The sequence below is a fragment of the Arthrobacter sp. 10T44 genome (assembly GCF_056393885.1).
Genome location: NZ_JBFTGT010000001.1, coordinates 717,287 through 743,320, shown reverse-complemented (window position 1 = coordinate 743,320; position 26,034 = coordinate 717,287). Strand labels below are relative to the sequence as shown.

The window sequence follows — 26,034 nt, the reverse complement described above, 5'->3', positions numbered from 1 at the left end:
AACTGTCACCTCGGCGGGCTAGTGCGCGCGGACGGTGCGCGGCGCCTTCGCCAGGTTTTCCCGCAGTTCGGCCGCATTCTGGCGGACGACGTAGGCCGGGCGGTCCCGTTCCACGCGCCAGCTTTCGGAGAGCGGGCCGATGTTGACGGTGTCGAAGCCGAACTCGTCGTAGAGCCGCGTCACAAGCTCCGCCGCCTCCGGGAAGTCGCTCGCGGTGGCCAGTGCGCGGCGGTTCTCCGTGCCGGCCGGGGTGCCGTCGGTGGCGATCTGGGTGGACATGATGTGGTTGAAGCCCTTGGCGACCTTGGATTTGGGCAAGTGCTCCTGGAGCAGCCCCGAGGTGGTGGCCTCGCCGTTGTCGAGCGCCGGGAACCGTCCGTCGCGCTCCCAGTAGTAGTTGTTCGTGTCGACCACGATCTTGCCCGCAAGCGGTTCCGCCGGGATGTCCTTGATGTTCTTCAGCGGGACCGTGACGACGGCGAAATCGCCGGCCGCCGCAGCCTCCGCCGCGGTTGCCGCGCGGGCATGCGGGCCCAGTTCGGCGACGAGTTCCGCCAGGGTTTCCGGCCCCCGGGAGTTGCTGATCACGACGTCGTAGCCGAGCTGGACCGCCTTCCGGGCGAGCTGGCTGCCAATGTGTCCTGCACCGATGATTCCGATTGTTGTCATATCCGGGCTAACGGCATCCCGGCCGCGGATATTTCAGGGGACGCGGGCCGGGCGTGGCGGGCCGCAGTTCAGGGGTGCAACCAGCCTTGCTCGAAGTCCGGGTGGTCGTAATAGGGCAACGCCAAGGCCTGCAGGGAGCGCTCCATCCAGTCCAGCGACCGCGGCGCCCAGTGGGCCTCCTGGAGTGAGTCGCTGACCATCGAGGCCAGCGCCGACTGCCGAGCCGCTTCGACGACGCCGATCAGCCTCCGCTTTGCCTCGCATTCGAGCAGCAGCCGTTGTTCGTACCATTCGCCGGATTTGGAGACGGTCCGGTCGCTGAGGAGTGTCCGGGCTGCCGCCTCGTCCTCGGAAATGCGCTCGGACAGAAACTCAACAATGTCCACAAACCGAGGGTACGCGCGGCGGGCGGACTTGGCATCACCCGAGCAGGTCGTCCTCGTAGCACCAGCGCCAGTCCTCGCCCGGTTCGATGCTGCGCATGACGGGGTGGCCGGTCGCTTCGAAGTGCCGGGAGGCGTGCGTGCCGGGGGAGGAATCGCAGCAGCCCACGTTCCCGCACGCCAGGCACATCCTGAGGTGTACCGGCGTCGTGCCTTCGCGGCGGCAGTCCGCGCAGAAGGGCTCGTGCGGAACGTCGGGGTCGGGTGCGGACTCGAGGTGGCCGCATACCCCGCCGGGCCTCGCGATCCCTTCGCCGCCGCCCTCGGCGGGGGTGTCCAGCTCCTCAAGCGAGATGTCCAGCATGGATTCCTCAACGTCCAGCCGGTCCAGAACCTCGCTGAGAACCTCGTGGGCGTAGGCGCCGCCGCGCCGCAGTTCCAGCACCTTGGCCCGTTCGGCTTCCAGCATGGCGAGCCGCAGCTGGGCATAGCGCTGGCTGGGGGTTGCGGCCTCCGAGGTCGGCCGGCCGAGCCGCTCCCAGGCCGCCAGCCCGCGCTCCTGGGTGCGCCGCTTGAGCATGGCCACCACCTCCGGCGGGTCGTTGTCGGTGCGCAGTTCCTGCAGCCGCTCCACCCCGGCCGCGGTAGCCAGCTGCATCAGGGACGCCTGGTTCAGGGCATCCTCGCGCTGGTCCGGGCCCTGGACCCGGAGCAGCCGGACCAGTGCCGGCAGGGTGAAGCCCTGCAACGCCAGCGTCCCGCCGACCACCACCATCGCGGCCAGGATCAGCACGGACCGGTGCTCCAGGTCCGCGGGCAGCACCAGCACCGCGGCCAGCGTCACCACCCCGCGCATCCCGGCCCAGGACACGATCGCGGCGAACTGCCACGGCGGCGCCGGGTCATCGCGCCGCACGCTCGGAATCAGCCGGGGCAGGTATGTCGCCGGGAAGACCCACACCGGCCGGAGCAGCAACACCGCCAGCAGAATCACCGCGCAGCCCGCCCAGATCCGGCCGGCGCCAAGCGAGTCGTCCTGGATGCCCTCGATGATGGTCCGGACCTGCAGTCCGATCAGCAGGAACACGGAGTTTTCCAGCAGGAACTGCACCGTGTTCCAGTTACTTCGCTGGCTCAGCCGGGCCGCGCCGTTGGGCATGGACGGCGCTTTGGTTCCCATTACGAGCCCGGTGACGACGACGGCGAGGACACCGGAAGCGTGGATCGCCTCGGCCGGAAGGTAGGCGACGAACGGGGCCATCAGCGATGTCGAGGTGTTGATCGCGACGTTGCGGATCCGCTTGCGGAGCTCGGTCAGCACGTAGGCGGCAGCCAGGCCGACCACCAGCCCGCCGCCGGCCGCGAGCAGGAAGCCGCCGGCGATCCCGGCCGCGGACACGGTCCCGGCGATCGCCGCGATGGCGGCGCGCAGGCAGACCAGCGCGGTGGCGTCGTTGACCAGGGATTCGCCCTCCAGGATGGTAACAATCCGGCGGGGCATGCCCACCTTCCGGGCGATGGCCGTCGCGGCCACGGCATCCGGCGGTGCGACGACGGCGCCCAGGGCGATCGCGGCGGCCAGCGGGATTTCCGGGAACAGCCACCAGACCACGAAGCCGACGGCGAGGGTTCCGAAGATGACGTAGCCCACCGAGAGCAGCGCGATGGCGCGGCGGTTGGAACCGAAATCGAAGAGCGAGGTCCGCAAGGCGGCGGCGTAAAGCAGTGGGGGCAACAGCCCGACGAGGACCAGCTCCGGGTTCAGCTCAATGCGCGGGACAAAGGGGAGGAAGGACCCCGCGACGCCGGCCAGCACCAGCAGCAGGGGAACGGAAACGTTGAGCTTCCGGCCCAGTGCGCTGCCGGCACAGACAACGGCCACGAGAACCAGCAGTCCGAGGGCGAGTTCCATGAGGCCATTCTGTCAGGCGGTTGATTCGGCCGTGCTCCGTGCCCGGCCGCGCTTAGGCGAGGCTGTCTTCCTTGACGCGCTCCTGCTGGCCGTGCGGTGCAGCGGCGGCGTGGTGCGCCTGGGCGTGGTGGCCGAACGGGTTGAAGCGGCTGTGGGCCAGGCCGTCGAATTCGTAGGCGGTTTCGGCGTGCTCGGAGCGGTCCACGCCGGCCACCTCGGCTTCGTGGCTGACACGGAAACCGACGGCCTTGTGGATCGCGAGCCCGATGACCGCCGTGGCCAGGCCGGACAGCGTGAAAGTGATCAGCACGGCGACCGTCTGGGCGACCAGCTGGTGCAGGCCGCCGCCGTAGAAGAGCCCTCCGCCATGTCCGTCCGCCGGCAGGGCGATGAGGCCGAGCGCGAGCGTGCCGATCAGCCCGCCGCCGAGGTGGACGCCGACGACGTCGAGCGAGTCATCGAAGCCGAACTTGTACTTCAAGTCCACGAACACGCAGCAGGCGGCGCCGGCCACCAGGCCCAGTCCGACGGCGGCGAGCGGGCTGACGTTGGCGCAGGAGGGAGTGATCGCGACGAGGCCGGCCACCACGCCGGAGGCCGCACCGAGCGAGGTGGGGTGGCCGTGGCGGACCTTTTCGACCACGAGCCAGCTCAGCATGGCGGCCGCGGGGGCGGCGAGGGTGTTGACCCAGATCAGGCCCGCCTGTTCCACCGTCGTCGCGGCACCGGCGTTGAAGCCGAACCAGCCGAACCAGAGGATCCCGGCGCCGAGCATGATGAACGGGATGTTGTGCGGGCGGTGTGCCGGGTCCTTGCCGAAGCCGTGGCGGTTGCCCAGGATCAGGACCAGGACCAGGGCGGCGGTGCCGGAGCTGATTTCCACCACGGTGCCGCCGGCGAAGTCGATCACCTGGCCGAAGACGGAACTCACGGCACCGCCGGCGCTCATCAGCCCGCCGCCCCAGACCATGAAGGCCAGCGGGCAGTAGACGACGGTGATCCAAACCGGAACGAAGAGCGCCCAGGCGGTGAACTTGGCGCGGTCGGCGATGGCGCCGCTGATCAGGGCGACGGTGATGATCGCGAAGGTTGCGCTGAAGCCGGCCTTGAGGAGGTCGGGGGAGCCCATGAGCCTGGCCAGCCCGAAGTTGGCGAAGGGATCCCCGAAGATGCCCAGGAAGCCCTTGCCGGTGGTCATCGAGTAGCCCCAGAGTACCCAAACGACACCCACGATGCCGGCCGAGACGAAGCTCATCATGATCATGTTCAGGGAGGCCTTGGCCCGGGTCATGCCGCCGTAAAAGAGCCCGAGGGCGGGGGTCATCAGCAGCACTAGGGCTGCCGAGAACATGATCCAGACGTTTCCCGCGGTGAGTTCCACCTGCGTTCCCTTCCAACAAATCGCCGTACCGGGACACCTCGCCGCCGGTCCCCAACCGGGTTCAATCCTCCCGGCGGCGTGTTTCAGGCAGTCGGGCGCAACGTTGCGGGGAAGTTACAGAAATCGTCCCTTCGTGAAGGGCGCGTGTCGGGTTTGTTTCCGGGAGGTAAACGGCGGCTATCCGGCGCGGTTCCCCCGCCGTTTCGACGGTTCCGTGCACACCGGACGTTTCCTAGCGTCGAACCGGCAGGGAACCGTCGAAACGGGTGCCGGCCGGCTGCGGAAGAATCGGGCGGGAGCGTGGGCATCAGTCTGCCAACTGTCCGGAATCCCGGACACAAGCGCCGGCTACCCCCGTGATGCAGATCACGGGACGTGCTCAGATGGACGGACAAACCCACCCAGATCTCTAGTGAGGACGAGCATGCAAGCTTCGACACGAACGGAAACCGCCGGGCGGCGCGTCGAGCGCCGCTCCATCGACTTCGTTCCGGAAAATGAACGCCACGGATCTCCCGGGCAGCAGTTCACGCTGTGGTTCGGGGCGAACATGCAGATTACGGCGATCGTCGACGGCGCCCTTGCCGTGCTGTTCGGCGCCGATGCGCTCTGGGCAATTCTGGGGCTTCTGATCGGCAATCTGCTCGGCGGCGCGGTGATGGCTCTGCACGCGGCCCAGGGACCGAAGCTCGGCCTGCCGCAGATGATCTCCAGCCGGGCTCAGTTCGGCGTCTTCGGGGCGGTGATTCCGCTGGTGCTCGTCATCATCATGTACCTCGGCTTCGCGGCGACCGGTACCGTCCTCGCAGGCCAGGCCATTGATCAAATCACCCGCACCGGAACCCCCGCCGTGGGCATGGTGATCTTCGGCGCGCTAACGGTGCTTGTGGCCACGCTGGGCTACAAGTACATCCACGTGCTGGGCCGCATCTCGACCGTCATCGGCGTACTGGGTTTCACCTACCTTGGCATCCGGCTCTTCGCGAGCCAGGACGTCGGGGCCCTTCTCGCCTCCGGCACCTTCGAGTTCCCCACTTTTCTGCTCGCCATCTCGCTGGGCGCCGGCTGGCAGCTGACCTACGGTCCCTACGTCGCGGACTACTCGCGCTACCTGCCCTCGAAAACCCCGGCACGGAAGACCTTCCTGGCCGCTTTCCTCGGCACCGTGCTGGGCTCCCAGTGGTCCATGACGCTCGGCGCGCTGTTCGCGTCGCTGGCGCTGCCCAAGGGCCAGCGGTTCCTGGACGGCCAGGTTGCCTTCCTGGGCAACCTCAGCGGCGGCGGCCTGATCGCCGTCGTCATCTACCTGGTCATTGTGACCGGGAAGCTGACAGTCAACACCCTGAACGCCTACGGCGGCTACATGACCATGCTGACGTCCGTCACGGCCTTCACCCGCAAGACCGCCGCCCCGTCGCGGACCCGGTTCGCCTACGTGATCGGCTTCATCGGACTCACCGTGCTGATCGCCATGCTGGCCTCCCCGGACTTCCTCGCCAACTTCAAGAACTTCGTGCTGCTGCTGCTTATGGTCTTCATCCCCTGGAGCTCCATCAACCTCGTGGATTACTACCTGATCTCCAAGGAAAAGGTCGACATCCCGGCCCTGTACGACCCGAACGGCCGCTACGGGCGGTGGAACAAGACGGCGCTGATCTCCTACGCGATCGGCATCGCCGCCCAGATTCCGTTCCTGGCGCAGACGCTCTACACCGGCCCGATGACCAAGGTGCTGGGTGGATCCGACATCTCGTGGCTGGTGGGCCTTGTGGTCACCGCCCTGGTGTTCTACCCCCTGGCCAAGCGCAACTCCAACGCGCCCGCAGAGATGATCTATCCGAACGACGCCGGCGTCGCGGCGGAGCCGCCGGCCGGACGGCTCGCAGGCGCTCCGGTGGCCTGACCCGCCGTCGGCTCCCGCTCCGCCGTTTCGACGGTTCCGTGCACCCTCGACGTATCCAAACGTCGATTCGGCAGGGAACCGTCGAAACGGACAGCGTGGCTGCGGCGGCGCCTCAGAGCCGGGTGATTTGAGTCAGATAGCCGTAGTACTTCGCACCGGCCGGCCGGAGCGGATCTCCAATGAACCCGAAGTCCGGGTGCCGGCTGTTGTACGACTCGGCGGTGTCCAGGAACTGCTGGGTGACCTCCGCGCCCGATCCTTGGCAGGCTCCCTGGTCGATGCACAGGGCCACTGCGCCTGCCACTGCCGGACTGGCGAAGCTGGTGCCATGGTTCACGCCGTAGCCACCGGGCACGGTGGACAGGATGCACACACCCGGCGCGGCGACCGTGTGCTCCATGTCCCTGGCGTTGACGGCGAAGTTCGAGAAGAACGCCGGCCGGTCGTCCAACTGTCCGAGGCGCCGCCAGTCATCACGGCCGCACAGGCTGGCAGCGAGTCCGTCGGGCTTTCCGTCGAAGTCCGCCATGGCGGTCGCGGTCAGCACCTCGTGGTAGGCCGCGGGGACCGTCCCGGCGAGGTCCGCGGCCGAGTTTCCGGCTGCGACGGCGTACGCCACGCCGGCCCTGACCGAGCGGCAGATCGCGTAGTGCATCGGGTCGGTGCCCTTGCCGCAGTTGGCGGTGTCGGAGCCCGGGCCGCCGATGCTGATATTGGCGACGGCGATGTCGTTGTCCTCGTTGTCGTCCTTGTGGGTTGAGGTCACCCAGTCAATGGCGCAGATCAGGCTCTCCTCGGTGATGGAACCGGTGTTGGAGACGACCCGTACGGACCAGAGCGGGGTGCCCGGTGCCACGCCGATGATGCCGGAGCCGTTGTTGCGGGCACCGATGACACCGGCCACCGACGTGCCGTGGCCAAGCACGTCAATGGGCGTCACTTCGACCGGTTTCCCGGAGGTGCAGTCGATCCCTCCCTGGACGTTCAGGTCGGGGTGCTTGCCGTCGATGCCGCTGTCGATGACCGCCACATTGACTGCGGAGCCATTTTCATTGCCAGTGCCGGCACGTACGGCGTCCTTGGCCGCTTCCGGATCGCCGCCGATCCGTTGCCACCACAACGGAGCGATCTCGGTGTTGGGTGTGGTGGGCTCTTCGGGCTCCTCGAAGTGCCGGCCGAGCGTGACGAAATCGACGCTGGGATCGGCGGCGAGGTTCTTGGCCTGGCTGGCCGTCATGGTGCCGGCGTAGCCGCTCACAGCGCTCCGGTACACGTTGGAGCCACTGAAACCGAACTTGGCCTGCTGGGCCGCGGCCAAGGCCCCGGCATCGCCGGTGCCGTCCTTGAGCACGACAATGTAGCTTTGTGCCGGTTCGGCGGCGGCAGAAGGCGCAGCGGCCGCCAGGCCCCCGCCCGTTACCAGCAGGAGGGCTGCCAGGCCGCCCACGAAGCGCCGCGGCCGTGTGCCGTCCGGCGGGGGAGCAGCAGCGCCGGGCCGGGGACGGCGCCAGCCGGGATCCACGAATGTTTTTTGCACGTGCGGGAAAAGATTGCGGATAGTGGTAAACATCGTGGCCTCCCAGTAAGCATGGTGCTTTTCGAGTGCCCCCCGTCCATATGGTAGGCCCTGCAGCGTGGATTAATCAGGGGCTATCGGACTCCGCGTCCGGCGGCCGGCGGCAGCGGCGGCTACGCCAGAGGGATTTCCAGGCACCTTTCGCCGGCATTCCAGCTGCTTCCGGTGCCCAGCTCCCCGCACAGCCGGGACATCCGGTCCGCGACATCCCGGGCGTCTCGGACTGCCAACCGGGCCTGGAAGTCGGCGATGAGGGTGGGAAACAAGCGCAGCTGCCGCGGCGCCCCGCCGTCGGCCTCCAGCAGGAAGATGAAGGAAAAGTCGTTGCGCTCCTCGGGGTCCACCGCATAGTCATCGACGAAGTCCCCGGCGCCGTAGATGATCGGCCGGTTCCGGTACACCTCGACGCCGCGGAAGATATGCGGCGAATGCCCGAACACGACGTCGGCGCCCGCGTCGACCAGCTGCCGCGCCAGTGCGCGATGCTCGGGCGGGGCGCCGGAGCCCCAGTTGCCGCCCCAATGCGCCGAAACGACGAGCAGCTGGACACGCGACTTGGTCCGCTCCACCAACTCGAGCAGCTGCCCGACCCGCTCCCCGCGGTCTGCAACAGGGACGTAGTACACGCCTGGGGACCCGGGCGCTGCCTCCCAGTCCGGCTGGTTGTCCGTAAACGCCACGAACCCGACGGCGGTGCCGCCGACCCTGCGGACGGCCGGGCGCCGGGCCGAGGCCGGGTCCGTGCCAGCGCCCGCATGCAGGATCCCGTGCCGGTCCAGTGCAGGCAGCATTTCCCGCAGGGCGTCCGGACCGTAATCGAGGACGTGGTTGTTGGCGAGCGACACCAGGTCGATCTGCGCGGAGACCAGGCTGCGCACGTTCTTCAGGTCGCTGCGGAAGGTGAAGACCTTGCCGGGCTCGGGTCTGCCGCCGTCGGCCAGCACGCATTCCAGGTTGGCGATCCTCACGTCCGCCCGCCGCAGGACCGGCAGCGTGTCACCCCAGGGATAGGCGGGACCGGCGGTCTTCAGGTAGTCGTTGACCAGCCGGCCGAGCATGACGTCGCCCAGGAACGCGATCTGCATGGCACCAGCATGGACCGCCGGCCGGGCAAGCGAAAGGACGACGGCGGAACATTCCCCCGTCGTCCCCTCGCGATGCCCTAGGCGCGGAGGCTGCGGCCCAGATTCGCGTACTTTTCGAGCCGGCGCGGAATGAGTTCGCCGATCCCGGAGGCCGAGACCAGGGAGAGCTCGTATTCAATTGCCTGTCCCATCCGCCGGCAGAACGCCCGGGCCTCCAACGCGGCGTCGGGGCGTTCGTCAACGATGTGGTCTATTAGTCCGTTGGCGTGCAGGGCCGCGACGTTGACGCCCTGGGATGCGGACATCGCCGGCGCAAACTCGGTGCTGCGGTGCACGATGGCGCTTGCTCCCTCGGGCGGCAGCGGGGACAGCCAGGCATGCTGGGCTGCCACGGTCCGGTCGGCCGGCAGCAGCGCCAACGCACCGCCTCCGGCGCCCTGCCCCAGCAGCACCGAGACGGAGGGCGACCGCAAGCCGATGAGGTCATGGAGGGACCGGGCAATTTCGCCGGCCAAGCCGCCTTCTTCGGCTTCCTTGGACAGCGCCGCGCCGCCGGTGTCGATGACCGTCAGCAGGGGCAGGCCCAGCTCCTCCGCCAGCCGCATGCCGCGCCGCGCCTCACGGAGGGAAGCCGGTCCCATGGCCGTCTGCTGCGACGGCCTCGGCCGCGAGTGGCCGAGTACGACGCAGGACCTCTCGCCAAAACGGGCCAAGGCCAGCAGCAGCCCGGGGTCCTTCTCGCCCTGGCCGGTGCCGTTGAGCGGCAGGACGTCCCGTGCCCCGTGGGCCAGGAGCTGGCGGAGGTCGGGCCGGCGGGGATTCCGCGAAATCTCAATCGAGGTCCAGGCCCCGGCGTCCGAGGGGGCCACGCTGAGAGTCGGCGGCGGACCCACCGGCGCCGGGGAGCCGGGGCTGAGGATATCCAGCGCACGGTTGACGATATCGGGCAGTTGCCCCGGCGGAACCACCGCGTCGACGAGTCCTTTGTCGAAGAGGTTCTCCGCCACCTGGACGTTCTCCGGGAAGGGCGTGCCGTGCAGCGCCTCGTAGACCCGCGGGCCAAGAAACCCCAGAAGCGCGGCTGGTTCCGCCACGGTGATGTGGCCGAGCGAACCCCAGGAAGCCATCACGCCGCCGGTGGTGGGGTGGCGCAGATACACGAGGTAGGGAAAGCCTGCCTGCCGGTGTGCGCGGACGGCGGCGGTGATCTTGATCATCGACAGGAACGCCAGCGTCCCCTCCTGCATCCGCGTGCCGCCGGACGCAGGTCCCGCCAGCAGAGGCAGGCCTTCCGCGGTGGCCCTTTCGACAGCCAGGACGATTCGTTCGGCCGCGGCGGCCCCGATCGAACCCGCGAGGAAACGGAATTCGCTGACGATCACGGCGACCCGGCGGCCGCGGATCAACCCTTCACCGGTGAGGACTGATTCGTCCACGCCGGATTTCTCACGGGCCGCCGCCAGCTCCGCCCGGTAGGCGGGGCTTGGATCCGGGTCAGTCACCGGTTTGTCCCAGCTGCGGTAGGAGCCCGGGTCCAGCACCGTGGCTATCAGCGCAGTGGCATCGAGGTGCCGGACCTTCTGCTCTGCCAGCATGTCAGTGCCCGCCCCGGCCCTGGGCGCCGGCCGCCGTCGGGACGCCCGAAGCGCTGTCCAGCCAGCGGCGGATGTTGCCTCCGTCCTGGTCCAGCAGGGGTGGGGCGCTGTGCGATGTCAGGGTGGTCTCCCGTGCGTCGCCCGGGTCGAAGAACCGCAGCGGGGGGCCGGGCAGGCTGATTTTTCCCAGGACCTGGTGGTCGACGTCGATCACCAGGCCCTGCGAGTGGACCTGCTCCCACTGGTAGACCTCGTCCAGGGTCCGTACCTTTCCGGCCGGGATGCCCACCTCGTTCAGCCTGGCCAGCAGGGGCTCGGCTTCATAGCCGGCAAAGGCGTCCTCGACCGCGTCAATGACCTTTTCGCGGTTGCGCACCCGGTCAGCGTTGGTGGCGAACTCCGGCCGGGTGGTGTCGATCCCGAACGCGCCGGCGAAGCTCTTCCACAGCTTCTCGCTGCCCACACTGATCTGCACCTTGCCCTGGCGGCAATGGAACAGCCCGTAGGGGGCGATGGATGGGTGGTGGTTACCCTGTGCCTGCGGCAAGTCCCCGGCGACGGTCTGCCGCGTGCCCTGGAACGCATGCACCCCGATCAGGGCCGAAAGCAGGGAGGTCCGGACGATCTGCCCCTTGCCCGTCCTTTCGCGCTGCAGCAGTGCGGCGAGGGTGCCGAAGGCCCCGTACATCCCGGAGAGCAGGTCGGCGATCGGCACCCCCACCCGCTGCGGATCGTCAGGCCCGGAACCGGTGAGGGACATCAGCCCGGCCTCACCCTGCAGGATCTGGTCGTAGCCGCTGCGGGCGGCCTCCGGCCCGTCATGCCCAAAGCCGGTGATCGACAGGATCACGAGTGCCGGGTTCAACGCATGCATTTCCGACGTCGAGAATCCGAGCCGGTCCAGGACGCCGGGGCGGAAGTTCTCCACCACGACGTCGGCCTTCGTGAGCAGTTCCCGCAGGATCTGGCGCCCGTCGTCGCTCTTCAAATCCAGGGCGATGGACTCCTTGTTGCGGTTGCAGGACAGGAAGTACGTGGCCTGCGGGTCGTCCTCGGGGCCTACGAAGGGCGGTCCCCAGCCGCGGGTGTCGTCCCCGGTGCCGGGGTTTTCAACCTTGATTACCCGAGCGCCGAGATCCGCCAGCATCATCCCGGCGTGCGGGCCGGCAAGGGCACGGCTGAGGTCCACCACGAGGTAGCCGGCCAGCGGGCCAGCGTTGGGGAGGTCGGATTCCTTGCTCATAATCGATCCTTTTCTTTTCAGTTCCAGGGTGTGCAGTGCGTGCGCCGGCATCGGCCGGGGGCAGCTACATCCAGCCGGGGACAACCATGACAAGCCAGGCGATGGCCGGCCCCGCGACGACGACGATGCCGCTGTAGGCGAGGATCTGCTTGTAGAACTTGTCCTTGTCCACGTCCTCCGGAGCGTTGGCCAGCACCAGGGCGCCGTTGGTGGAGAACGGCGAGACGTCCACGATCGTGGAGGAGACGGCCAGCGCGGCGATCACGCCGATGGCGCCGATTTCGCCGCTGGCCAGGAACGGGACTGCCAGCGGGATGAGCGCGGCCAGGATGGCGGTGGAGGAGGCGAAGGCGGAGACGATGCCGCCGATGTAGCAGATCAGCAGGGCCGCGAGCAGCGGCATGCCGAGGTCGGCGACGCTGTTGGAGACGAACTTGATGGTGCCGGCCTCTTCGAGCACGCCGACGAAGGTCAACATGCCGCAGATGAGCAGGACGGTGGACCAGCTGATCTTGTTCACTGCCCCCTTCTGGGCCTCGGGTGAGACCAGGGCCAGGATGATGGCGATCGTGATGGAGACGAATCCGACGTCGACCTTGAACCCGAGTGAGATCACGGCCAGCGCGATCAGGCCGAGGACGGTGACCAGCTGCGGAACGGTCGCCCGGGCGCCGGCGGAGGTGGCGGCGGTACTGTCGGCAGACGAACCCGCGCTGCTGCCCTTGGCGGACACGCTGGCGGGGGAGATGTCCGAACCTGAGCCCTGCAGGGTGACGCCGGCCGTGCGGGCGCCGACGCTGACTTTCATGCGGGTCTCGGCCGCCTGCTCGATGAGCCGGCCGGTCTTGGAGGAGAGCAGCTTGTTACCGCCAAGGACAACGAACAGCACAAGCGCGATGACGAGGTTGAAGAAGAAGCTCGCCAGGAAGATAGCCATCGGGCTCGCCGCAAGGTCCGTCTTGGCGATGATGCCGTTGACCGTGACGCCGTAGACGGCGATCGGCGAGAAACCGCCTGCCTGGGCGCCGTGGATCACCATCATGCCCATCATCAGCGGGTTGATCTTGTGCTTCGCGGCAAAGCTCAGGGCGATCGGCGCGATGATGGCGACGGCGGCCGGGGACAGGGCGCCGACGGCGGTGATCAGCGCGGTGATGGCGAACATGACCCACGGAATGAGGGCGACCTTGCTGCCCACCATCCGCACGGCGCCCCGGACCAGAAGGTCAATGGTGCCGTTGTTCTGTGCGATGGCGAAGAGGTAGGTCACCCCGACGATCGTCAGGAACAGCCCGCCGGGGAAATTGGCCAGAATCTCGTTGGTGGACATGCCAAGGAAAACCGAGCCAAGCAGGAAGGCGCCGACAAAGGCCAGCGCACCCATGTTGAGGGGCAGCACCGTGGCCAGCAGGAACATCACCGCCAAGACGATGATGGAAAGCACGGGAGCGGACATCTTTGTTCCTCCGGGGACTAGTGTGATGTGGATTACAGGACTACTGGCCTAGCCTCTTAGACACTAGGTGAGTTTGTCAATACGCCTCAGGGATAGGATGGGGGAGTCGCTACGTCGGGAGGATGTTGGAGATGGCAAAGAAGTCTGAGGTCCCGGAGATTTCCCGTGTGTCCAGGCCGCGTCTGTACGAGCAGCTCGTGGCGCAGCTCCTGGACTTCATCGAGTCGGCCCAACTGGGCCCCGGCGACCTCCTGCCGGCCGAGCGGGACCTGGCCGAACGGCTCGGGGTCTCCCGCGCCACGCTGGCCCAGGCGCTCGTGGCGCTGGAGGTGCTTGGCGTGATTGACGTCCAGCACGGCACCGGAGCCGTCCTGGTGTACCGCCCCAACGTCCCCGCGGTGATCAAGGGCCTGCGCGAACACCGCAGCAGGCTTCCCGAGATCGTCGAGGCCCGCAGCACGTTGGAGGTCAAGCTCGCCGAACTAGCGGCCGCGCGGCGGACGGACCAGGACATGCAGGCGATTGACGCGGCGATTGACGTCATGGCCGAGGAGGTGGCCGCAGGCTCAAAGGGTGCGCGCGGGGATGAACTCTTCCATCAGGCCGTCACGGCCGCCGCCCACTCCGCGGTCCTGGGCCAGCTGATGGCCTTTATCGCTGAAATGATCCTGGAGACCCGGATCGAATCCCTCGGACAACCGGGGCGCCCCGAGCAGTCCATTGCCTCACACCGGAAGATTGCGGATGCCATCCGGGCGCAGGATGCCGCAGGCGCCGCCGAAGCCATGTTGGCCCACATCGACATGGTGTCCGACGTCGACCTGCTCAAGTAGTCGGAGCACCGGCGGCAGGGGCTGTTAAGACCTCCGCCGGGTAACCGGAATTAGAGGAGGCGATGCCGCCGGGGACCGGGGCTGTGGGGACTAGCCGTTGTAGCCCTCCACCTGCGTGACCGGGCGGGCCTCCGCATCGTCGGGATTCTCGCCGTATTGCCTCTTCGCCCGCCGTTGCCGCAGCAGGTCCCAGCACTGGTCGAGGTCCTCCTCGAGCTGCCTGAGCCGAAGCCGGTCCGGCACGTGGTCATGGTCGGCGCTCGCGGACTCGGCCTGTTCCCGGAGCTCACGTTCCTCGTCCACAAGGGCGGTGATGCGCTGGAGGATGTCCCGTTCGTCCATGGTGTCCTACTTCCTGCGGTCCTGAAGCTGTGGATACACGCCAGCGTAATCACGGGCGTGCGTCGTGACCAGAGGGCGCGCAGTGAGCGGACCCCGCCGGCGACGGGGCCCACTCGCTGAGCCTTCCGAACTGAGCCTTCCGATGCGAACCGGCTCTAGCCGTCCCGGCGCTGCAGTACGAGCCGCAGCGCTAGCAGGAGGCCGCCGCCGCACAGAAGGGCCAGCGCCACAAGGTGTAACCCGTCAGTGGTTCCCGTCATAGCCAACATGCCCGCTCCGGAGGCCGGAGCCTCGAGCCGCGCGGCCACGCCGGCAGGATGAGCAGCCTGGCCGGTCGACGGGAACTCCGCCGTCGGGAGGGTGCCCTGCATTCCGACGGCAGCGCCGGAACCGTCCGCGTTGCCTCCCGCTTCGCCTCCGGCGTCCAAGCCCGGCGGCGTGACGGCCTCTTCAGTTCCGGCCTCCGTTGGGACTCCCGCAGAGGCCTCGGAGTCGCCGAGGACCCCGATCGAGGCCGCCCCGAGCGTCACCGGTGCGGTGGCGGGTGCGATGACCTGGGTGCCGGACAGGGTTCCGTCTTCGCCGGAGGTGGTGTTTCCGCCGGCGTCGGCCGGTGCCGGTGCGGTGGTCCCGCCGGTGGTCCCCTCGGTGGTGGCGGCGGAGTCGCCGAGGATCCCGATCGACGTCGCCCCGAGCGTCACCGGTGCGGTGACGGGKGCGATGACCTGGGTGCCGGACAGGGTTCCGTCTTCGCCGGAGGTGGTGCTCCCGTCGGCGCTGGCCGGTGCCGGTGCTGTGGTCCCGCCGGTGGTCCCCTCGGTGGTGGCGGCGGAGTCGCCGAGGGTCCCGATCGGGGTCGCCCCGAGCGTCACCGGTGCGGTGACAGGTGAAGCGACCTGCGTGCCGGACAGGGTTCCGTCTTCGCCGGAGGTGGTGTTTCCGCCGGCGCTGGCCGGCGCCGGCGCTGTGGTCCCGCCGGTGGTGGCGGCGGAGTCGCCGAGGGTCCCGATCGACGTCGCCCCGAGCGTCACCGGGGCGATGACCTGGGTGCCGGAGGCGAGGCCGTCGCTTCCGGAGGTTGTATCCGCCGCGCAGGCGACGGAGGTTCCGAGGGCCAGGAGGCCGCCGGCAAAGAGGGTGCCAAGCAGCCCTCTGCGCAAGTTCGTATGCATGATGTTTTCTCCTGAAGATGTTGGTGTTGCGGACTGCATGGGCAGTCCGATGAGCCGTGGTCCGCCCGTTGCGGGGCAGAGGGGCTCCAACTAGTCGGGAGAAGATCCGGGGTCGAAAGACGCCGGTTTGGAAGCTTGGGGCAGCGGTTTGGTGGCCTCGCTCACGCCGGGCGGCGGTCGAAGCTGGAAGGGTGCGGTCACGGTGGCTGCACTCGGTCCGGACGGAGACTGGCTACTGCCCGCCCCCCAACCAGACACCCCGGGGACAACGCTAGGGAGTTCCTCACCGCCGAGGTCGCCGCCCGGCTGAAGTGGGGCGACGGATCCGCCTACTGCAGGCGGCACGGGGAGGGTCCCTGACTGTGGGGGGCTGTACTCATCGGCTGCCGGCGTGGGGACTGCTGCGGCGTCGGCACGGGTGGCGTTCGGGTGCGAGGTCGCGGCCCCGCCCGTTCGTGCAGGCGTCGCGTCAAGTCGGGCGGCCTCCGGCCCCGCGGGGGCGGGCGGCGCAGAGGCGACGGGAGGCAGTGGGAGCGCCTGCGCGCCGGTCAGCACATCCCCCAGCGGCTCCACCGCGGGAGCGGTGGCGGGCAGCGCCTCGGTCGCGACGGGGATGATGGTCCCCACCAGGGCGGCGGCACCGGTGTCCACCAGTTCGACGGCGGGGGAAGCCAGGTCGGTCACCGTGCTCGCGGGAACAACCGCTGGCGCTGCGGGAATTGAGGCAATAACCCTTTCAACGGAGCCCGCGACCTGCCCCAAAACCGGGGACAACAGCCCAGAGCTGTCGCCCCCGGCACTTCGGGACGCTGACCTGCTCGCGGATTCCGGCGGGGTAGACGGAGAGGAAGATGCTGCGTTCAGGCCCCCCGGAATTTCCAGGTCCGTGCCGGTCTCTGCGCTGGCGGCTGTTGCGGAAAGTGCCAGCCACAGCGCCGTCGCTGCACCGGCCAGCAACACGGGTCGAAGCAGGCGCGGGGCGCGCCCGAAAGATCGTTCGTGCAACACGTGCAACACCCCCCAGGTGCGGCGCATAGGTCGAGACGATTAGTTCGGCATCTTCCGTCACCATAGCCACAGCAGCAACGGGAAGTCCATAGAAATGCAACAAATCAACCACATAGTCAGCTTGCTTATTATTTTCCTGTTTCCTAGAGTTGACTGGGTAAGGCACCAATCTCTCCGCGTGGGACATGAACGGCCGAACGGCTCTTGGACCCTCGCGCTGGCTAGAGGAGGACACATGTCGGAACACAACATCGCAGGCAAGAAGGTCGCGTTTCTGCTGACGGACGGCGTTGAGCAGATCGAGCTGACCAGCCCGTGGAACGCGGTCAAGGACGCGGGCGGCGAACCCACCCTGGTGGCGCCCAAGAGCGGAAAGCTGCAGGGCTATGACGGCACGGAAAAGGGTGAGACCTTCGACGTCGACCTGACCGTCGACCAGGCCAACGCCTCCGACTTCCATGCCCTCGTGATTCCCGGCGGCGTCGTAAACGCCGACCACCTCCGCGTCGACAAAGGTGCCCAAGCCTTCGCCCGCGGCTTCTTTGAACAGCACAAGCCGGTGGCCTCGATCTGCCACGGCCCCTGGTTGCTGATCGACGCCGGCGTCGTGAGCGGTCGGAACCTCACCTCGTACCACACGCTTCAGACCGACCTGAAGAACGCGGGCGCGAACTGGACGGATGAGGAAGTGGTGGTGGACCAGGGCCTCGTGACGAGCCGGAACCCGGACGATCTGCCGGCGTTCAACGACAAGCTGCTCGAAGAAATCGCCGAAGGGGAGCACGCCGGCCAGACCGCCTAGGCGGCCTCCGACGGGAGCCGCCGCCGGGGACAGCTCCCTGGCGGCGGGCGGGCCCTATGAAGACTGCACGGTTTCGGGCAGGATATGCCTGTACGCTGCGGCGGAGCGGGCGTTGATTTCGCCCGCACCGCCGCCACCCGCTACCAAGGAGTCCCGGATATGACCACGCTTAACCCTTACCTTGGCTTCCGCGACAACGCGCGGGAGGCCATGACCTTCTACCAGTCTGTGTTTGGCGGCGAGCTGAATATGAGCACCTTCGCGGAATTCCAGGCCAGCGAGGACCCTGCCGAGCAGGACAAGATCATGCACGCCATGCTGACCGGCGAAAAGGGGCTGGTGCTGATGGGTGCCGACACCCCGAACAGCATGGACTACACCCCCGGCAACAACTTCTCGGTGTCCCTCAGCGGCACCGACGAGGCTGAATTGCGCGGCTACTGGGACAAGCTGTCAGATGGCGGCACCGTGACGATGCCGCTGGAGAAGGCCCCGTGGGGAGACACCTTCGGCATGTGCAAGGACAAGTTCGGAGTGGACTGGCTCGTCAACATCGCGCCGGCCGCCAGCTAGGCCGGCCGGCGGCGGCTGCTCAGTCCGGCGTGGTGTCGGTGGTGAGGCCGCGGTCGTCCGCTGTCTTTTCGTCGTCTTCCTCTGCCGGTCCAGGCACCGTCTGCGAGTCGCTCTTGCCCGGTGCGTGCGTTCCGGACGTGCCGGATTCCGGAGCGCCCGCCGCCGTCTGGGGAGTGTCAATGCCGCTACCTTCGCGCGGGACGGGCTTCTGGGCGCCCTCCACACCGTCATTCACGATGTCCTCGGGCTCGACTGGCTTGTTGCTCATGCGTTCCTCCGATGGTGGGTCCGTGGGTTTCACCCCCGGATGGTCACACCAAACTACAGTGGAGGCATGCCCTAGTACAGCCGGCCGCAGTACGCTCTGGCGCGCGACTTCCGCCGGGACTAGAGTCTGGCCATGGACCAGGATCCGGTGGCAACGAACCCGGGCTTGTACCGGGTGGTATTCGAGAATGAACGGGTGCGCGTGCTGGAGTACACGGACCAGCCCGGGGAAAATACCGTCGAGCATTCTCATCCCGACAGCGTGATGATCACGCTCAGCAGCTTCCGCCGCCGGCTCTCCGCCCACGGCCGGGAGGTCGACGTCGAACTTCCCTCCGGGCTGGCGCGCTGGCTGCCCGCGCAGTCCCACTCGGGCGAGAACACCGGCGACACCGAGACCCACACAATCTTCGTCGAGCTCAAGGAGGCTGCCCCGGAGCGGGAAAGCACCGAAGAGCCCCTCGGTCCGGCGCCCAGCTAGCGGCGCCAGCCTTTTCGCCGTTTCGCCGTTTCGCCGTTTCGACGGTTCCCTGCGCACACGACGTTTCCGCGATACGGACCGGCAGGGAACCGTCGAAATGGGTCCGGGGCGCCCGGGGCCAGCGAGAGTCTGTCAGTATGCTTACTAGACACTGAACAGAAACGAGACCCACCATGAGCACGCCCGTGCGGATCGAGGTCGAGGCCGCTGGCCATCTGGGCCACGTCTTTGCCTCCCGGCGGCCGGCCGGAACGCAGGCGGCTGCACCCGCCGTCGTACTCCTCCACGGGATCGGGGCCTCACACCGCTACCTGCGCCGCCTGCACGGGCTGCTAGCTGACTCCGTTGACACGTTCTCGATCGACTTGCCGGGCTTCGGGGCCACGCCCACGCCGGAGCACACGCTCACCGTTGCGGAGCAGGCCACCTACCTCCTGGGCGCGCTCGAGCAGCTGGGAGTGCTGGAGTTCGTGGTGGTGGGGCACTCGATGGGGACCCAGTTCGCGGTGGAAGCCGCCCTGCAGCAGCCGCAGCGGATACCCCATGTGGTGCTGATGGGTCCGGTGGTCAATGACAAGCGGCCGACCGTAGCGCAGCAGGCCCTGGCACTGGGCCGGGACTGCCTGTTCTTCGAGAGCCCGTCCTCCAACGCCTTGGTTTTCACCGACTATCTCCGCTGCGGACCGGTCTGGTACCTGAAGAACCTGCGGATCATGATGGACTACCGCCTCGAGGAGCGGATCGGCGCGGTGAGCGCCCCCGTCCTCGTGCTGCGGGGCGCGAACGACCCCGTGGCCCCGGTGGACTGGTGCCGCCGGCTTGCCGGACGGGCGGCCACCGGACAGTTCGAAGAGATCCCAGGAACCGGGCACGTGGTCCAGCACAACCGTGCCGTCGAGGTTGCCGGCTCCATCCTTGCCTTCGCCGGCATCGCAGCTGATGAAAGCGAAGCGCCGCAAGGATTCACCGCGTGAGCACGCTCGTCCAGATCGCCGGCTGGTGGGCCCGGGACTATGCCTACGCCGTCGGCCGGCAGCTGCGCAGTGCGGTCTCCCGCGTCAGTCCCGACGAATTCCTCAGCGGCACCGGACGGCCCGTCGTCGTCATCCCCGGCATCTACGAGGACTGGCGGTTTATGCTGCCGCTGATCCGGGAGCTGCACGAGGCAGGGCACCCGGTGCACGTGGTGACCGTGCTGCAGCGCAACCGGCTCGCGGTACCGAAGGCGGCGGCACTGATCGCCGACTACCTCCACGAGAGGGACCTCAGGGACACGATGATTGTGGCGCACAGCAAGGGCGGGCTGATCGGCAAGTACACGATGATGTCGCTGGACCAGACGCGGCGCATCACCCGGATGGTGGCGGTGTGCTCCCCGTTCTTGGGTTCCCGATACGCAAGCTACATGCTGTTGCCGAGCCTGCGGGCGTTGTCGCCGCGCAACGCCGTCACCTTGCAGCTGTCCCGCGAGCAGAGCGTCAACGAACGCATCACCTCCGTCTACGGCCTCTTCGATCCGCACATCCCGGAGGGCAGCGTGCTTCCCGGAGCGCGGAACGTCCAGCTGGATACCGGCGGCCATTTCCGGATCCTTGCCGACGAGGACACCATCCGCACCGTGCTGGCAGAAGCGGGCGCACCGGCCCCGGTGTGAGGGGTCCGGGGCCTAGTCCTCGAAGTGGGTCCGCGTCGGGCCCTGGCCCAGACCGTCCACGATGGCGGAGGCGACGGCGTGAAGCTTGACGTTGCGGGTGCTTGATGCGGTCTTTAGCAGCTCGAAGGCCTCGGCCTGGCTGCACCGGTTCTGCGCCATGATGATGCCGACCGCGACGTCGATCGCGGTGCGCGTCTCCAGCGTCGCCTTGAGGTTGTCGGCCGTCTCGCTGAAGTGCGCGAAACGCACTGCCAGCCCCAGAGCCATGGTCGTTTGTCGCACGAAGATGCTCGCCAGCTCCTGGGCGCGTTCGTCAAAGCGGTGGGGACGGTGTGAATACAGGTTCAGCGCGGCGCGGGTTTCGCCGTCGAGCAGGAACGGTACGGCGAGGATGGAGCGCATGCCGTGCTCCCGGACCATGGCGGCGCACTGCGGCCAGCGCGTGTCATCATCGAGGTCGGCAATGTATACCGTTTCCTGTTCGCGGGAGGCCGTCACGCAGGGGCCGTCGCTGAAGCCGTACTGGATTTCGTCCATGGCCTGCGCAGCCGTACTGCTGCTGGCCACGGTGGCGGCTTTCCGTTGCCGGAGCAGCGTAATTCCACACAGGACTTCGTCGCCGGGCTCGGATAGGCTGCGCGCCGAGACGCGGGCTAATTCGCCGAGGAATTCCTCCACGTCGGCGCTGTTCAACACGAGCTGATGCAAGTGCTGGTTGATCGATGTTGCGGTTGACTCGCTTACCACTATTCCTTGATGCCGTTTCGCTCGGGTCGAATCGAGCCGGCGAGGCGGAACGCACCACAGCAGCGAAAGAGGGCGGTGGTAGCGGCAGCGAAGCCGGATCGAAGAAACTATCCAACGGCCTTCTGCTAAACCGTACCGGGAAAAATTATATACAGGACTTTGCAGCCGTTTTGCCGGGACATTCGCCGGATCCTTTCGGCGGATTCGCCGCGGGGCCGGCAGCCCGGCCGCGAGCCTTCCCCGACCCAAATGACTCCCGGCGGCTCCCGACGTAGTCTTAGCGGTATCTCGAGGTAGTCGGACGGATTCTGTATGTCACAGCTCGAAACCAGGGAGTCCGCCTCCCCGCCGCTCACCATCGCGGACGCCGCCGGCACCGAGGCGGGCACAGTGCTCGCCCGGCTGGGTTCAGCTGCGGGTGGCATAAGCGAAGCGGAAGCGGCGGAGCGGCTTGCCATGCTGGGGCCGAATGCGGTCCGCACGCATGAGGCAAGCGGCTGGTCCGTGCTGGGCCGGCAATTCCGCAGCCCCATCCTGATCCTCCTGCTCGTCACCGCCGGGCTCTCGCTCTTCCTGGGGGACGCCACCAACTCGATCGTCATCGGCGTGATCCTGCTTGTCAGTGTGGGCCTGGGCTTCAGCAACGAATTCCGGGCCGAGCGCGCCGCGGAGGCGCTGCATTCACGGGTCACGCACACCGCCGTCGTGCTCCGCGACGGCACCGCGCGCGAGGTGGACGTGACCGCCCTGGTGCCTGGCGACGTCGTGCAGCTGGGCCTGGGCGCAATCATCCCGGCCGACCTGCGCCTGCTGACGGTCAAGGACCTGCTCTGCGACGAAAGCATCCTGACCGGGGAGTCGCTGCCGGTGGGCAAGGATCCCGCGCCGGTGGCCGGCGGCGTCGCCCTGGGGGACCTGACGTCCTGCTTGTTCATGGGCACCGTCATCCAGTCCGGCAGCTGCACCGGGGTGGTGGTGGCGACCGGCGGCCGGGCGGAGTTCGGCCGGATTGCGCTCGGCCTGGGCGAACGGCAGCCGCAGACCGAATTCCAGCTCGGGCTCAAGCGATTCTCCTTCCTGCTGCTGCAGGTGGCCATCGCACTGACTTCGCTCATCTTCATCGCCAACCTGCTGCTGCAGCGGCCGGTGATCGAGTCGCTGCTGTTCTCCCTGGCCATCGCCGTCGGAATCACCCCGCAGCTGCTGCCCGCCGTCGTCAGCACGAGCCTGGCCACCGGCACCCGCCAGCTGGCCAAACGCAAAGTGCTGGTCAAGCGGCTGGTCTGCATCGAGGACCTCGGCGACATGGACATCCTGGTCACGGACAAGACCGGAACCCTGACAGAGGGCAGGATCAGCTTCACGGCGGCCCTGCCGGTGGCGGCCGGCGTGTCCGCGGATAAGCTGTTCAGCCTGGGGCTGCTGGCCACCGAGGCGGACTACGCGGAGGCGAAACGGTCCGTCGTCGGGCAAAACCCGCTGGACGCCGCGCTCTGGCAGTCCCCGCAGGCGTTGGCATTCGAACCTTCGCGCTATGAACGGCTCGACGTGATCGACTTTGACCACCAGCGCCGGCGGACCAGCGTGCTGGTCCGCGAAGCCGGCGGCCCCGCCTGGATCATCACCAAGGGCTCGCCGGAGGACGTCCTGGCCCTGTGCGGCGCCACGCCCGCCAAGGTGCAGGCCCTGCTGGACGAACAGTTCGACGCCGGTTCGCGCGTGGTGGCCGTGGCCACCCGGGACGCCGCCGGCATGGAGGACATGTCCCCGGCTGACGAGAAGGACCTGGTCCTGGCCGGCTTCCTGGTCTTCCTCGACCGGCCCAAGGCGAATGCGCGGGAGTCCCTGGACCGGCTGGAGGGGCTGGGAATTACGGTCAAGATTGCCACCGGGGACAACGCGAAGGTGGCCGAGCGGGTCTGCGACGAACTCGGTGTGCTCTCCGGCGGGACCATTACCGGCGCCGAGGCGGAGGCGATGTCCGACCCGGAGTTGAGCGCGGCGGCCCGCGAGGCCAGCATTTTCGCCCGCGTCTCGCCGGAGCAGAAGGCCCGGATCATCCGGCTGCTGCGCCAGAGCGGCGGCGCGGTCGGGTTCATGGGCGACGGCGTCAACGATGCGCTCGCGCTGCACCAGGCCGACATCGGCGTCTCCGTGGACAGCGCCACCGACGTCGCCAAGGACGCCGCCGACGTCGTGCTGCTGGACAAGGACCTCGGCGTGCTGGCCGACGGCGTCATGGAAGGCCGGCGGATCTTCGCCAACACCATCAAGTACGTGCTGATGGGCACCTCCAGCAACTTCGGCAACATGTTCAGCGCCGCAACAGCCTCCGTGGTGCTGAGCTTCCTGCCGATGCTGCCGGGGCAGATCCTGCTCAACAACCTGCTCTACGACACCGGCCAGCTGGCCATCCCGGGGGACCGGGTGGACAAGGAGCAGCTGCTGGCACCGGCGCACTGGAACATATCCTTCATCCGGCGCTTCATGTTCCTCTTCGGCCCGATCAGCTCGGTGTTCGACTTCGCGACGTTCGCCCTGATGCTCTTTGTCTTCGATGCGGTGCCGGGGGAGTTCCGGGCCGGCTGGTTCATCGAGTCGATCGCGACCCAGACGCTGATCATCTTTGCGATCCGGACCCGCCGAGTGCCCTTCCTGCGCAGCCGGCCGTCGCTCGGACTGCTCGGCGCGTCGCTGGGCGTGGTGGCCCTGGGGGTCTTCCTTCCGCTGTCCCCGCTGGCGGCGGTCCTGGGCTTCGATCCGCTGCCGGTTCCGTTCTTCCTGGCCCTGCTGGGCATGACCGTGGTGTACCTGGTGCTGGTGGAGCTGGCCAAGCAGTGGTTCTTCTCCCGGGCGGCGCAGCAACCGGCCGCACCGGTGTTGCCGAGGGTCCGGCGCCGGGGCAAGGACCACCATGTGGCCCGCCGCGCCGCACGCTTCAGCACCACGGAACCGGCCACCCGTCACGCACGCAGGGCCCCGCTGGCACCCCGCCGGGGACGGTCGGTCCGGCGCAAACGAAACCGGGTACAAGGGCCCTCACATCCCGGGAACTCCTGACGGATAGTGGGATGAAACGGCCAACTTGGTCCGATGCCCGGCCTGCGGAGCGCAGCGCCGGATGAGCCCGGCGGCCGGCGCCCGATTGGAAAGCCAAGACAATGAGCATTTTTGAAGACAGGGTTGATGCCGGGCGGCAACTGGGGCGGCGGCTCGCGGATCTGCGCGGCAAGGACATTGTGGTCCTCGGCCTGCCCCGCGGCGGCGTCCCGGTCGCCTTCGAGGTGGCCGCGGCCCTGGACGCACCGCTGGACGTGATTGTGGTCCGGAAGCTCGGGCTGCCCTACCAGCCGGAACTTGCCATGGGGGCGATCGGGGAGGGCGGCGCGAGGGTGCTGGAAGAGCATGTGCTGGCCCAGGCAAGGGTGAGCGAGCAGGAGCTGCAGGCAGTCGAGAACCGCGAACGGGCCGTGCTGGAGAACCGGGTGGCGCGGTTCCGGAAGGGGCGCGCGCGCCAGGACCTGACCGGCCGCATCGCGGTGATCGTCGACGACGGAATCGCCACCGGCTCCACTGCCCGGGTCGCCTGCCGCATCGCCCGCAAACTGGGCGCCGCCCGGGTGATCCTGGCCGTGCCCGTCGCCCCGGCGGACACCCTGGCGAGCCTGAGCGAACCCGACGAGGTGGTCTGCCTGGCCACTCCCCGGCACTTCGCCGCCGTCGGATACCACTACCGCGACTTCTCGCCCACCGAGGACGACGAGGTGATCCAGCTGCTCGACGCCGCCGCCCGGCGCCTGAAGGACTCGCCGCGTCCGGCCGGGACGACGGCGGTCTCCGAGGACCCGGTGGAATTCGACGAAGAGGTGGAGATCCCGTCCCGGGGTGTCCGGCTGCAGGGCCATCTGCACCTGCCCGTGCCGGCCCGCGCTGTGGTGGTGTTCGCCCACGGGAGCGGCAGCAGCCGGCACAGCCCGCGGAACCGCTTCGTGGCCAGCCTGCTCCAGCGCGCCGGGCTGGGCACCCTGCTGCTGGACCTGCTCACGCCGGGGGAGGAGCGCAACCGCGCCAACGTCTTCGACATCGAGTTGCTGGCGCGCCGGCTGTCCTCGGCCACCGACTGGCTCGCCACCCGCGAGGACACCGCCTCCTGCGCCGTCGGATATTTCGGGGCGAGTACCGGGGCGGGCGCCGCGCTGTGGTCCGCCTCCGAACCCTCCGCACGGATCGCCGCCGTCGTTTCCCGCGGCGGCCGTCCCGACCTGGCCGGCCCGAGGCTTTCCGCCGTCCGCGCGCCGACCCTGCTGATCGTGGGCAGCTTCGACTATGAGGTGCTTGAACTCAACCGCAAGGCCAAAGCGATGATGCGGTGCCCCAACCAGCTGGCTGTGGTCCAGGGCGCCACGCACCTGTTCGAGGAGCCCGGCACGCTGGCCGCGGCGGCCATCCTGGCCAGGGACTGGTTCGCCAAGTACCTCCTGCCCGTGTCCGAACCGACCCCACCAGCCAGGAGTGAGCCATGAGCTACACGTACACCGCCGTCCTCCCGCTGAGCTGGGCGGACGCCGTCGAGAAGACCCGGGCCGCCCTCGCGGGCCAAGGCTTTGGGATCCTCTCCGAGATCAACGTCCGCGACACCTTTGCCGCCAAGCTTGGGGAGGACGCCGCGCAGGCCCTGGGCGACTACGTGATCCTCGGGGCCCGCAACCCGCAGCTGGCAAGCCGCGCCCTGGCGGCCGAGCCGGAAATGGGCGCCCTGCTGCCGTGCAATGTGGTGGTCCGGCGCGGCCCGGGCGCCGCCGATACGACGGTGGACGTGATCGATCCCCAGACCATGGTGCAAGTCAGCGACAGCCCCGCGGTCCGTGAGGTGGCGGACGACGCCGGCGCCCGGCTCCGTGCCGCCCTGGCCCAGCTGTCGGCGGACGCCTAGGTGGGTGCCGTCCGCGGCT

The 26,034-nt window shown here is 68.2% G+C and carries 24 protein-coding genes; 10 read left to right on the top strand and 14 right to left on the bottom strand.

The features are described 5' to 3' along the window. Window positions 1-18 precede the first annotated feature (18 nt). From AC1DBL_RS03480 to AC1DBL_RS03465, 4 genes are all read right to left on the bottom strand, one after another. Window positions 19-669 (bottom strand): NADPH-dependent F420 reductase, encoded by a 651-nt coding sequence (locus tag AC1DBL_RS03480; RefSeq protein ID WP_441416738.1) that lies wholly within the window; start codon window positions 667-669, stop codon window positions 19-21. A gap of 68 nt (window positions 670-737) precedes the next feature. Further along, entirely contained in the window at window positions 738-1,055 is a 318-nt protein-coding gene (locus AC1DBL_RS03475; RefSeq protein ID WP_175323884.1) for a DUF6221 family protein, read from the bottom strand. Between the two features lie 34 nt (window positions 1,056-1,089). Next, window positions 1,090-2,964 carry a Na+/H+ antiporter gene (locus AC1DBL_RS03470; RefSeq protein ID WP_441416739.1) on the bottom strand — a complete coding sequence of 625 codons (1,875 nt, stop codon included), beginning with the start codon at window positions 2,962-2,964 and terminating at the stop codon, window positions 1,090-1,092. A 52-nt stretch (window positions 2,965-3,016) separates the two neighbouring features. Beyond that, window positions 3,017-4,345 carry an ammonium transporter gene (locus tag AC1DBL_RS03465; RefSeq protein WP_476925468.1) on the bottom strand — a complete coding sequence of 443 codons (1,329 nt, stop codon included), beginning with the start codon at window positions 4,343-4,345 and terminating at the stop codon, window positions 3,017-3,019. A gap of 424 nt (window positions 4,346-4,769) precedes the next feature. Between AC1DBL_RS03465 and AC1DBL_RS03460 the strand changes: the two genes are divergently transcribed. Beyond that, complete coding sequence (locus AC1DBL_RS03460) at window positions 4,770-6,248, top strand: purine-cytosine permease family protein (RefSeq protein WP_476925467.1); 1,479 nt, start codon at window positions 4,770-4,772, stop codon at window positions 6,246-6,248. A 112-nt stretch (window positions 6,249-6,360) separates the two neighbouring features. Here the strand turns inward: AC1DBL_RS03460 and AC1DBL_RS03455 are convergent, their stop codons facing one another. The 5 genes from AC1DBL_RS03455 to AC1DBL_RS03435 all read right to left on the bottom strand — a co-directional run bounded on the left by AC1DBL_RS03455 (window position 6,361) and on the right by AC1DBL_RS03435 (window position 13,203). Next, window positions 6,361-7,818: a S8 family peptidase gene (locus tag AC1DBL_RS03455; protein ID WP_476909306.1), complete on the bottom strand. Its 1,458-nt coding sequence runs from the start codon at window positions 7,816-7,818 to the stop codon at window positions 6,361-6,363. Window positions 7,819-7,937: 119 nt separating this feature from the next. Beyond that, a complete protein-coding gene (locus AC1DBL_RS03450) occupies window positions 7,938-8,909 on the bottom strand; it encodes a CapA family protein (protein ID WP_441416743.1) in 972 nt (323 codons plus the stop codon). Window positions 8,910-8,986: 77 nt separating this feature from the next. Continuing rightward, window positions 8,987-10,504, bottom strand: coding sequence for a carboxyl transferase domain-containing protein (locus tag AC1DBL_RS03445; protein ID WP_476909307.1), 1,518 nt, complete (start codon window positions 10,502-10,504; stop codon window positions 8,987-8,989). 1 nt (window position 10,505) lies between these two features. Beyond that, window positions 10,506-11,747, bottom strand: a complete 1,242-nt coding sequence (locus AC1DBL_RS03440) for a CaiB/BaiF CoA transferase family protein (protein ID WP_476925466.1) — start codon at window positions 11,745-11,747, stop codon at window positions 10,506-10,508. Window positions 11,748-11,811: 64 nt separating this feature from the next. Further along, a complete protein-coding gene (locus AC1DBL_RS03435; RefSeq protein WP_476925465.1) occupies window positions 11,812-13,203 on the bottom strand; it encodes an SLC13 family permease in 1,392 nt (463 codons plus the stop codon). Window positions 13,204-13,334: 131 nt separating this feature from the next. Here AC1DBL_RS03435 and AC1DBL_RS03430 point away from each other — a divergent pair, with 131 nt between their 5' ends. Further along, window positions 13,335-14,036: a FadR/GntR family transcriptional regulator gene (locus AC1DBL_RS03430; protein ID WP_441416747.1), complete on the top strand. Its 702-nt coding sequence runs from the start codon at window positions 13,335-13,337 to the stop codon at window positions 14,034-14,036. Between the two features lie 90 nt (window positions 14,037-14,126). On the opposite strand, the gene AC1DBL_RS03425 is transcribed toward AC1DBL_RS03430, so the two are convergent. The 3 genes from AC1DBL_RS03425 to AC1DBL_RS03415 all read right to left on the bottom strand — a co-directional run bounded on the left by AC1DBL_RS03425 (window position 14,127) and on the right by AC1DBL_RS03415 (window position 16,234). Further along, window positions 14,127-14,378, bottom strand: coding sequence for a DUF2630 family protein (locus AC1DBL_RS03425; protein ID WP_175323874.1), 252 nt, complete (start codon window positions 14,376-14,378; stop codon window positions 14,127-14,129). A gap of 155 nt (window positions 14,379-14,533) precedes the next feature. Then, entirely contained in the window at window positions 14,534-15,550 is a 1,017-nt protein-coding gene (locus tag AC1DBL_RS03420) for a DUF320 domain-containing protein (protein ID WP_476925464.1), read from the bottom strand. 90 nt (window positions 15,551-15,640) lie between these two features. Continuing rightward, on the bottom strand, window positions 15,641-16,234 hold the full coding sequence (locus AC1DBL_RS03415; protein WP_476925463.1) for a hypothetical protein: 594 nt from the start codon (window positions 16,232-16,234) through the stop codon (window positions 15,641-15,643). Window positions 16,235-16,793: 559 nt separating this feature from the next. Here AC1DBL_RS03415 and AC1DBL_RS03410 point away from each other — a divergent pair. Then, window positions 16,794-17,360, top strand: a complete 567-nt coding sequence (locus AC1DBL_RS03410) for a type 1 glutamine amidotransferase domain-containing protein (RefSeq protein ID WP_175323873.1) — start codon at window positions 16,794-16,796, stop codon at window positions 17,358-17,360. A 159-nt stretch (window positions 17,361-17,519) separates the two neighbouring features. Continuing rightward, window positions 17,520-17,933: a VOC family protein gene (locus AC1DBL_RS03405; protein WP_441416751.1), complete on the top strand. Its 414-nt coding sequence runs from the start codon at window positions 17,520-17,522 to the stop codon at window positions 17,931-17,933. 19 nt (window positions 17,934-17,952) lie between these two features. Here AC1DBL_RS03405 and AC1DBL_RS03400 read toward each other — a convergent pair whose 3' ends face one another. Further along, window positions 17,953-18,201 carry a hypothetical protein gene (locus tag AC1DBL_RS03400; protein ID WP_441416752.1) on the bottom strand — a complete coding sequence of 83 codons (249 nt, stop codon included), beginning with the start codon at window positions 18,199-18,201 and terminating at the stop codon, window positions 17,953-17,955. Window positions 18,202-18,333: 132 nt separating this feature from the next. Between AC1DBL_RS03400 and AC1DBL_RS03395 the strand changes: the two genes are divergently transcribed. From AC1DBL_RS03395 to AC1DBL_RS03385, 3 genes are all read left to right on the top strand, one after another. Further along, window positions 18,334-18,681, top strand: coding sequence for a cupin domain-containing protein (locus AC1DBL_RS03395; protein ID WP_476925462.1), 348 nt, complete (start codon window positions 18,334-18,336; stop codon window positions 18,679-18,681). 173 nt (window positions 18,682-18,854) lie between these two features. Continuing rightward, the gene (locus AC1DBL_RS03390) at window positions 18,855-19,655 is read left to right on the top strand and encodes an alpha/beta fold hydrolase (protein ID WP_441416754.1); all 801 of its coding nucleotides are present in this window, start codon (window positions 18,855-18,857) and stop codon (window positions 19,653-19,655) included. Next, window positions 19,652-20,335: an esterase/lipase family protein gene (locus tag AC1DBL_RS03385; protein WP_476925461.1), complete on the top strand. Its 684-nt coding sequence runs from the start codon at window positions 19,652-19,654 to the stop codon at window positions 20,333-20,335. Before AC1DBL_RS03390 ends, AC1DBL_RS03385 begins: the two co-directional genes overlap by 4 nt. A gap of 12 nt (window positions 20,336-20,347) precedes the next feature. On the opposite strand, the gene AC1DBL_RS03380 is transcribed toward AC1DBL_RS03385, so the two are convergent. Then, a complete protein-coding gene (locus tag AC1DBL_RS03380) occupies window positions 20,348-21,082 on the bottom strand; it encodes a GAF and ANTAR domain-containing protein (protein ID WP_441416756.1) in 735 nt (244 codons plus the stop codon). Between the two features lie 312 nt (window positions 21,083-21,394). Between AC1DBL_RS03380 and mgtA the strand changes: the two genes are divergently transcribed. The 3 genes from mgtA (at window position 21,395) to AC1DBL_RS03365 (ending at window position 26,015) form a co-directional block, all read left to right on the top strand. Continuing rightward, complete coding sequence (mgtA, locus tag AC1DBL_RS03375; RefSeq protein WP_476925460.1) at window positions 21,395-24,142, top strand: magnesium-translocating P-type ATPase; 2,748 nt, start codon at window positions 21,395-21,397, stop codon at window positions 24,140-24,142. 101 nt (window positions 24,143-24,243) lie between these two features. Continuing rightward, the gene (locus AC1DBL_RS03370) at window positions 24,244-25,605 is read left to right on the top strand and encodes a phosphoribosyltransferase family protein (protein WP_441416758.1); all 1,362 of its coding nucleotides are present in this window, start codon (window positions 24,244-24,246) and stop codon (window positions 25,603-25,605) included. After that, the gene (locus tag AC1DBL_RS03365; RefSeq protein ID WP_476925459.1) at window positions 25,602-26,015 is read left to right on the top strand and encodes a DUF302 domain-containing protein; all 414 of its coding nucleotides are present in this window, start codon (window positions 25,602-25,604) and stop codon (window positions 26,013-26,015) included. Before AC1DBL_RS03370 ends, AC1DBL_RS03365 begins: the two co-directional genes overlap by 4 nt. Window positions 26,016-26,034: the final 19 nt, after the last annotated feature.

Excerpts from the sequence above, each read along its gene's own strand:
- AC1DBL_RS03480 (WP_441416738.1), bottom strand. The coding sequence starts at position 669 with ATGACAACAATCGGAATCATCGGTGCAGGACACATTGGCAGCCAGCTC.
- AC1DBL_RS03470 (WP_441416739.1), bottom strand. The coding sequence starts at position 2,964 with ATGGAACTCGCCCTCGGACTGCTGGTTCTCGTGGCCGTTGTCTGTGCC.
- AC1DBL_RS03460 (WP_476925467.1), top strand. The coding sequence starts at position 4,770 with ATGCAAGCTTCGACACGAACGGAAACCGCCGGGCGGCGCGTCGAGCGC.
- AC1DBL_RS03455 (WP_476909306.1), bottom strand. The coding sequence starts at position 7,818 with ATGTTTACCACTATCCGCAATCTTTTCCCGCACGTGCAAAAAACATTC.
- AC1DBL_RS03450 (WP_441416743.1), bottom strand. The coding sequence starts at position 8,909 with ATGCAGATCGCGTTCCTGGGCGACGTCATGCTCGGCCGGCTGGTCAAC.
- AC1DBL_RS03445 (WP_476909307.1), bottom strand. The coding sequence starts at position 10,504 with ATGCTGGCAGAGCAGAAGGTCCGGCACCTCGATGCCACTGCGCTGATA.
- AC1DBL_RS03440 (WP_476925466.1), bottom strand. The coding sequence starts at position 11,747 with ATGAGCAAGGAATCCGACCTCCCCAACGCTGGCCCGCTGGCCGGCTAC.
- AC1DBL_RS03435 (WP_476925465.1), bottom strand. The coding sequence starts at position 13,203 with ATGTCCGCTCCCGTGCTTTCCATCATCGTCTTGGCGGTGATGTTCCTG.
- AC1DBL_RS03430 (WP_441416747.1), top strand. The coding sequence starts at position 13,335 with ATGGCAAAGAAGTCTGAGGTCCCGGAGATTTCCCGTGTGTCCAGGCCG.
- AC1DBL_RS03425 (WP_175323874.1), bottom strand. The coding sequence starts at position 14,378 with ATGGACGAACGGGACATCCTCCAGCGCATCACCGCCCTTGTGGACGAG.
- AC1DBL_RS03410 (WP_175323873.1), top strand. The coding sequence starts at position 16,794 with ATGTCGGAACACAACATCGCAGGCAAGAAGGTCGCGTTTCTGCTGACG.
- AC1DBL_RS03405 (WP_441416751.1), top strand. The coding sequence starts at position 17,520 with ATGACCACGCTTAACCCTTACCTTGGCTTCCGCGACAACGCGCGGGAG.
- AC1DBL_RS03400 (WP_441416752.1), bottom strand. The coding sequence starts at position 18,201 with ATGAGCAACAAGCCAGTCGAGCCCGAGGACATCGTGAATGACGGTGTG.
- AC1DBL_RS03395 (WP_476925462.1), top strand. The coding sequence starts at position 18,334 with ATGGACCAGGATCCGGTGGCAACGAACCCGGGCTTGTACCGGGTGGTA.
- AC1DBL_RS03390 (WP_441416754.1), top strand. The coding sequence starts at position 18,855 with ATGAGCACGCCCGTGCGGATCGAGGTCGAGGCCGCTGGCCATCTGGGC.
- mgtA (WP_476925460.1), top strand. The coding sequence starts at position 21,395 with ATGTCACAGCTCGAAACCAGGGAGTCCGCCTCCCCGCCGCTCACCATC.
- AC1DBL_RS03370 (WP_441416758.1), top strand. The coding sequence starts at position 24,244 with ATGAGCATTTTTGAAGACAGGGTTGATGCCGGGCGGCAACTGGGGCGG.
- AC1DBL_RS03365 (WP_476925459.1), top strand. The coding sequence starts at position 25,602 with ATGAGCTACACGTACACCGCCGTCCTCCCGCTGAGCTGGGCGGACGCC.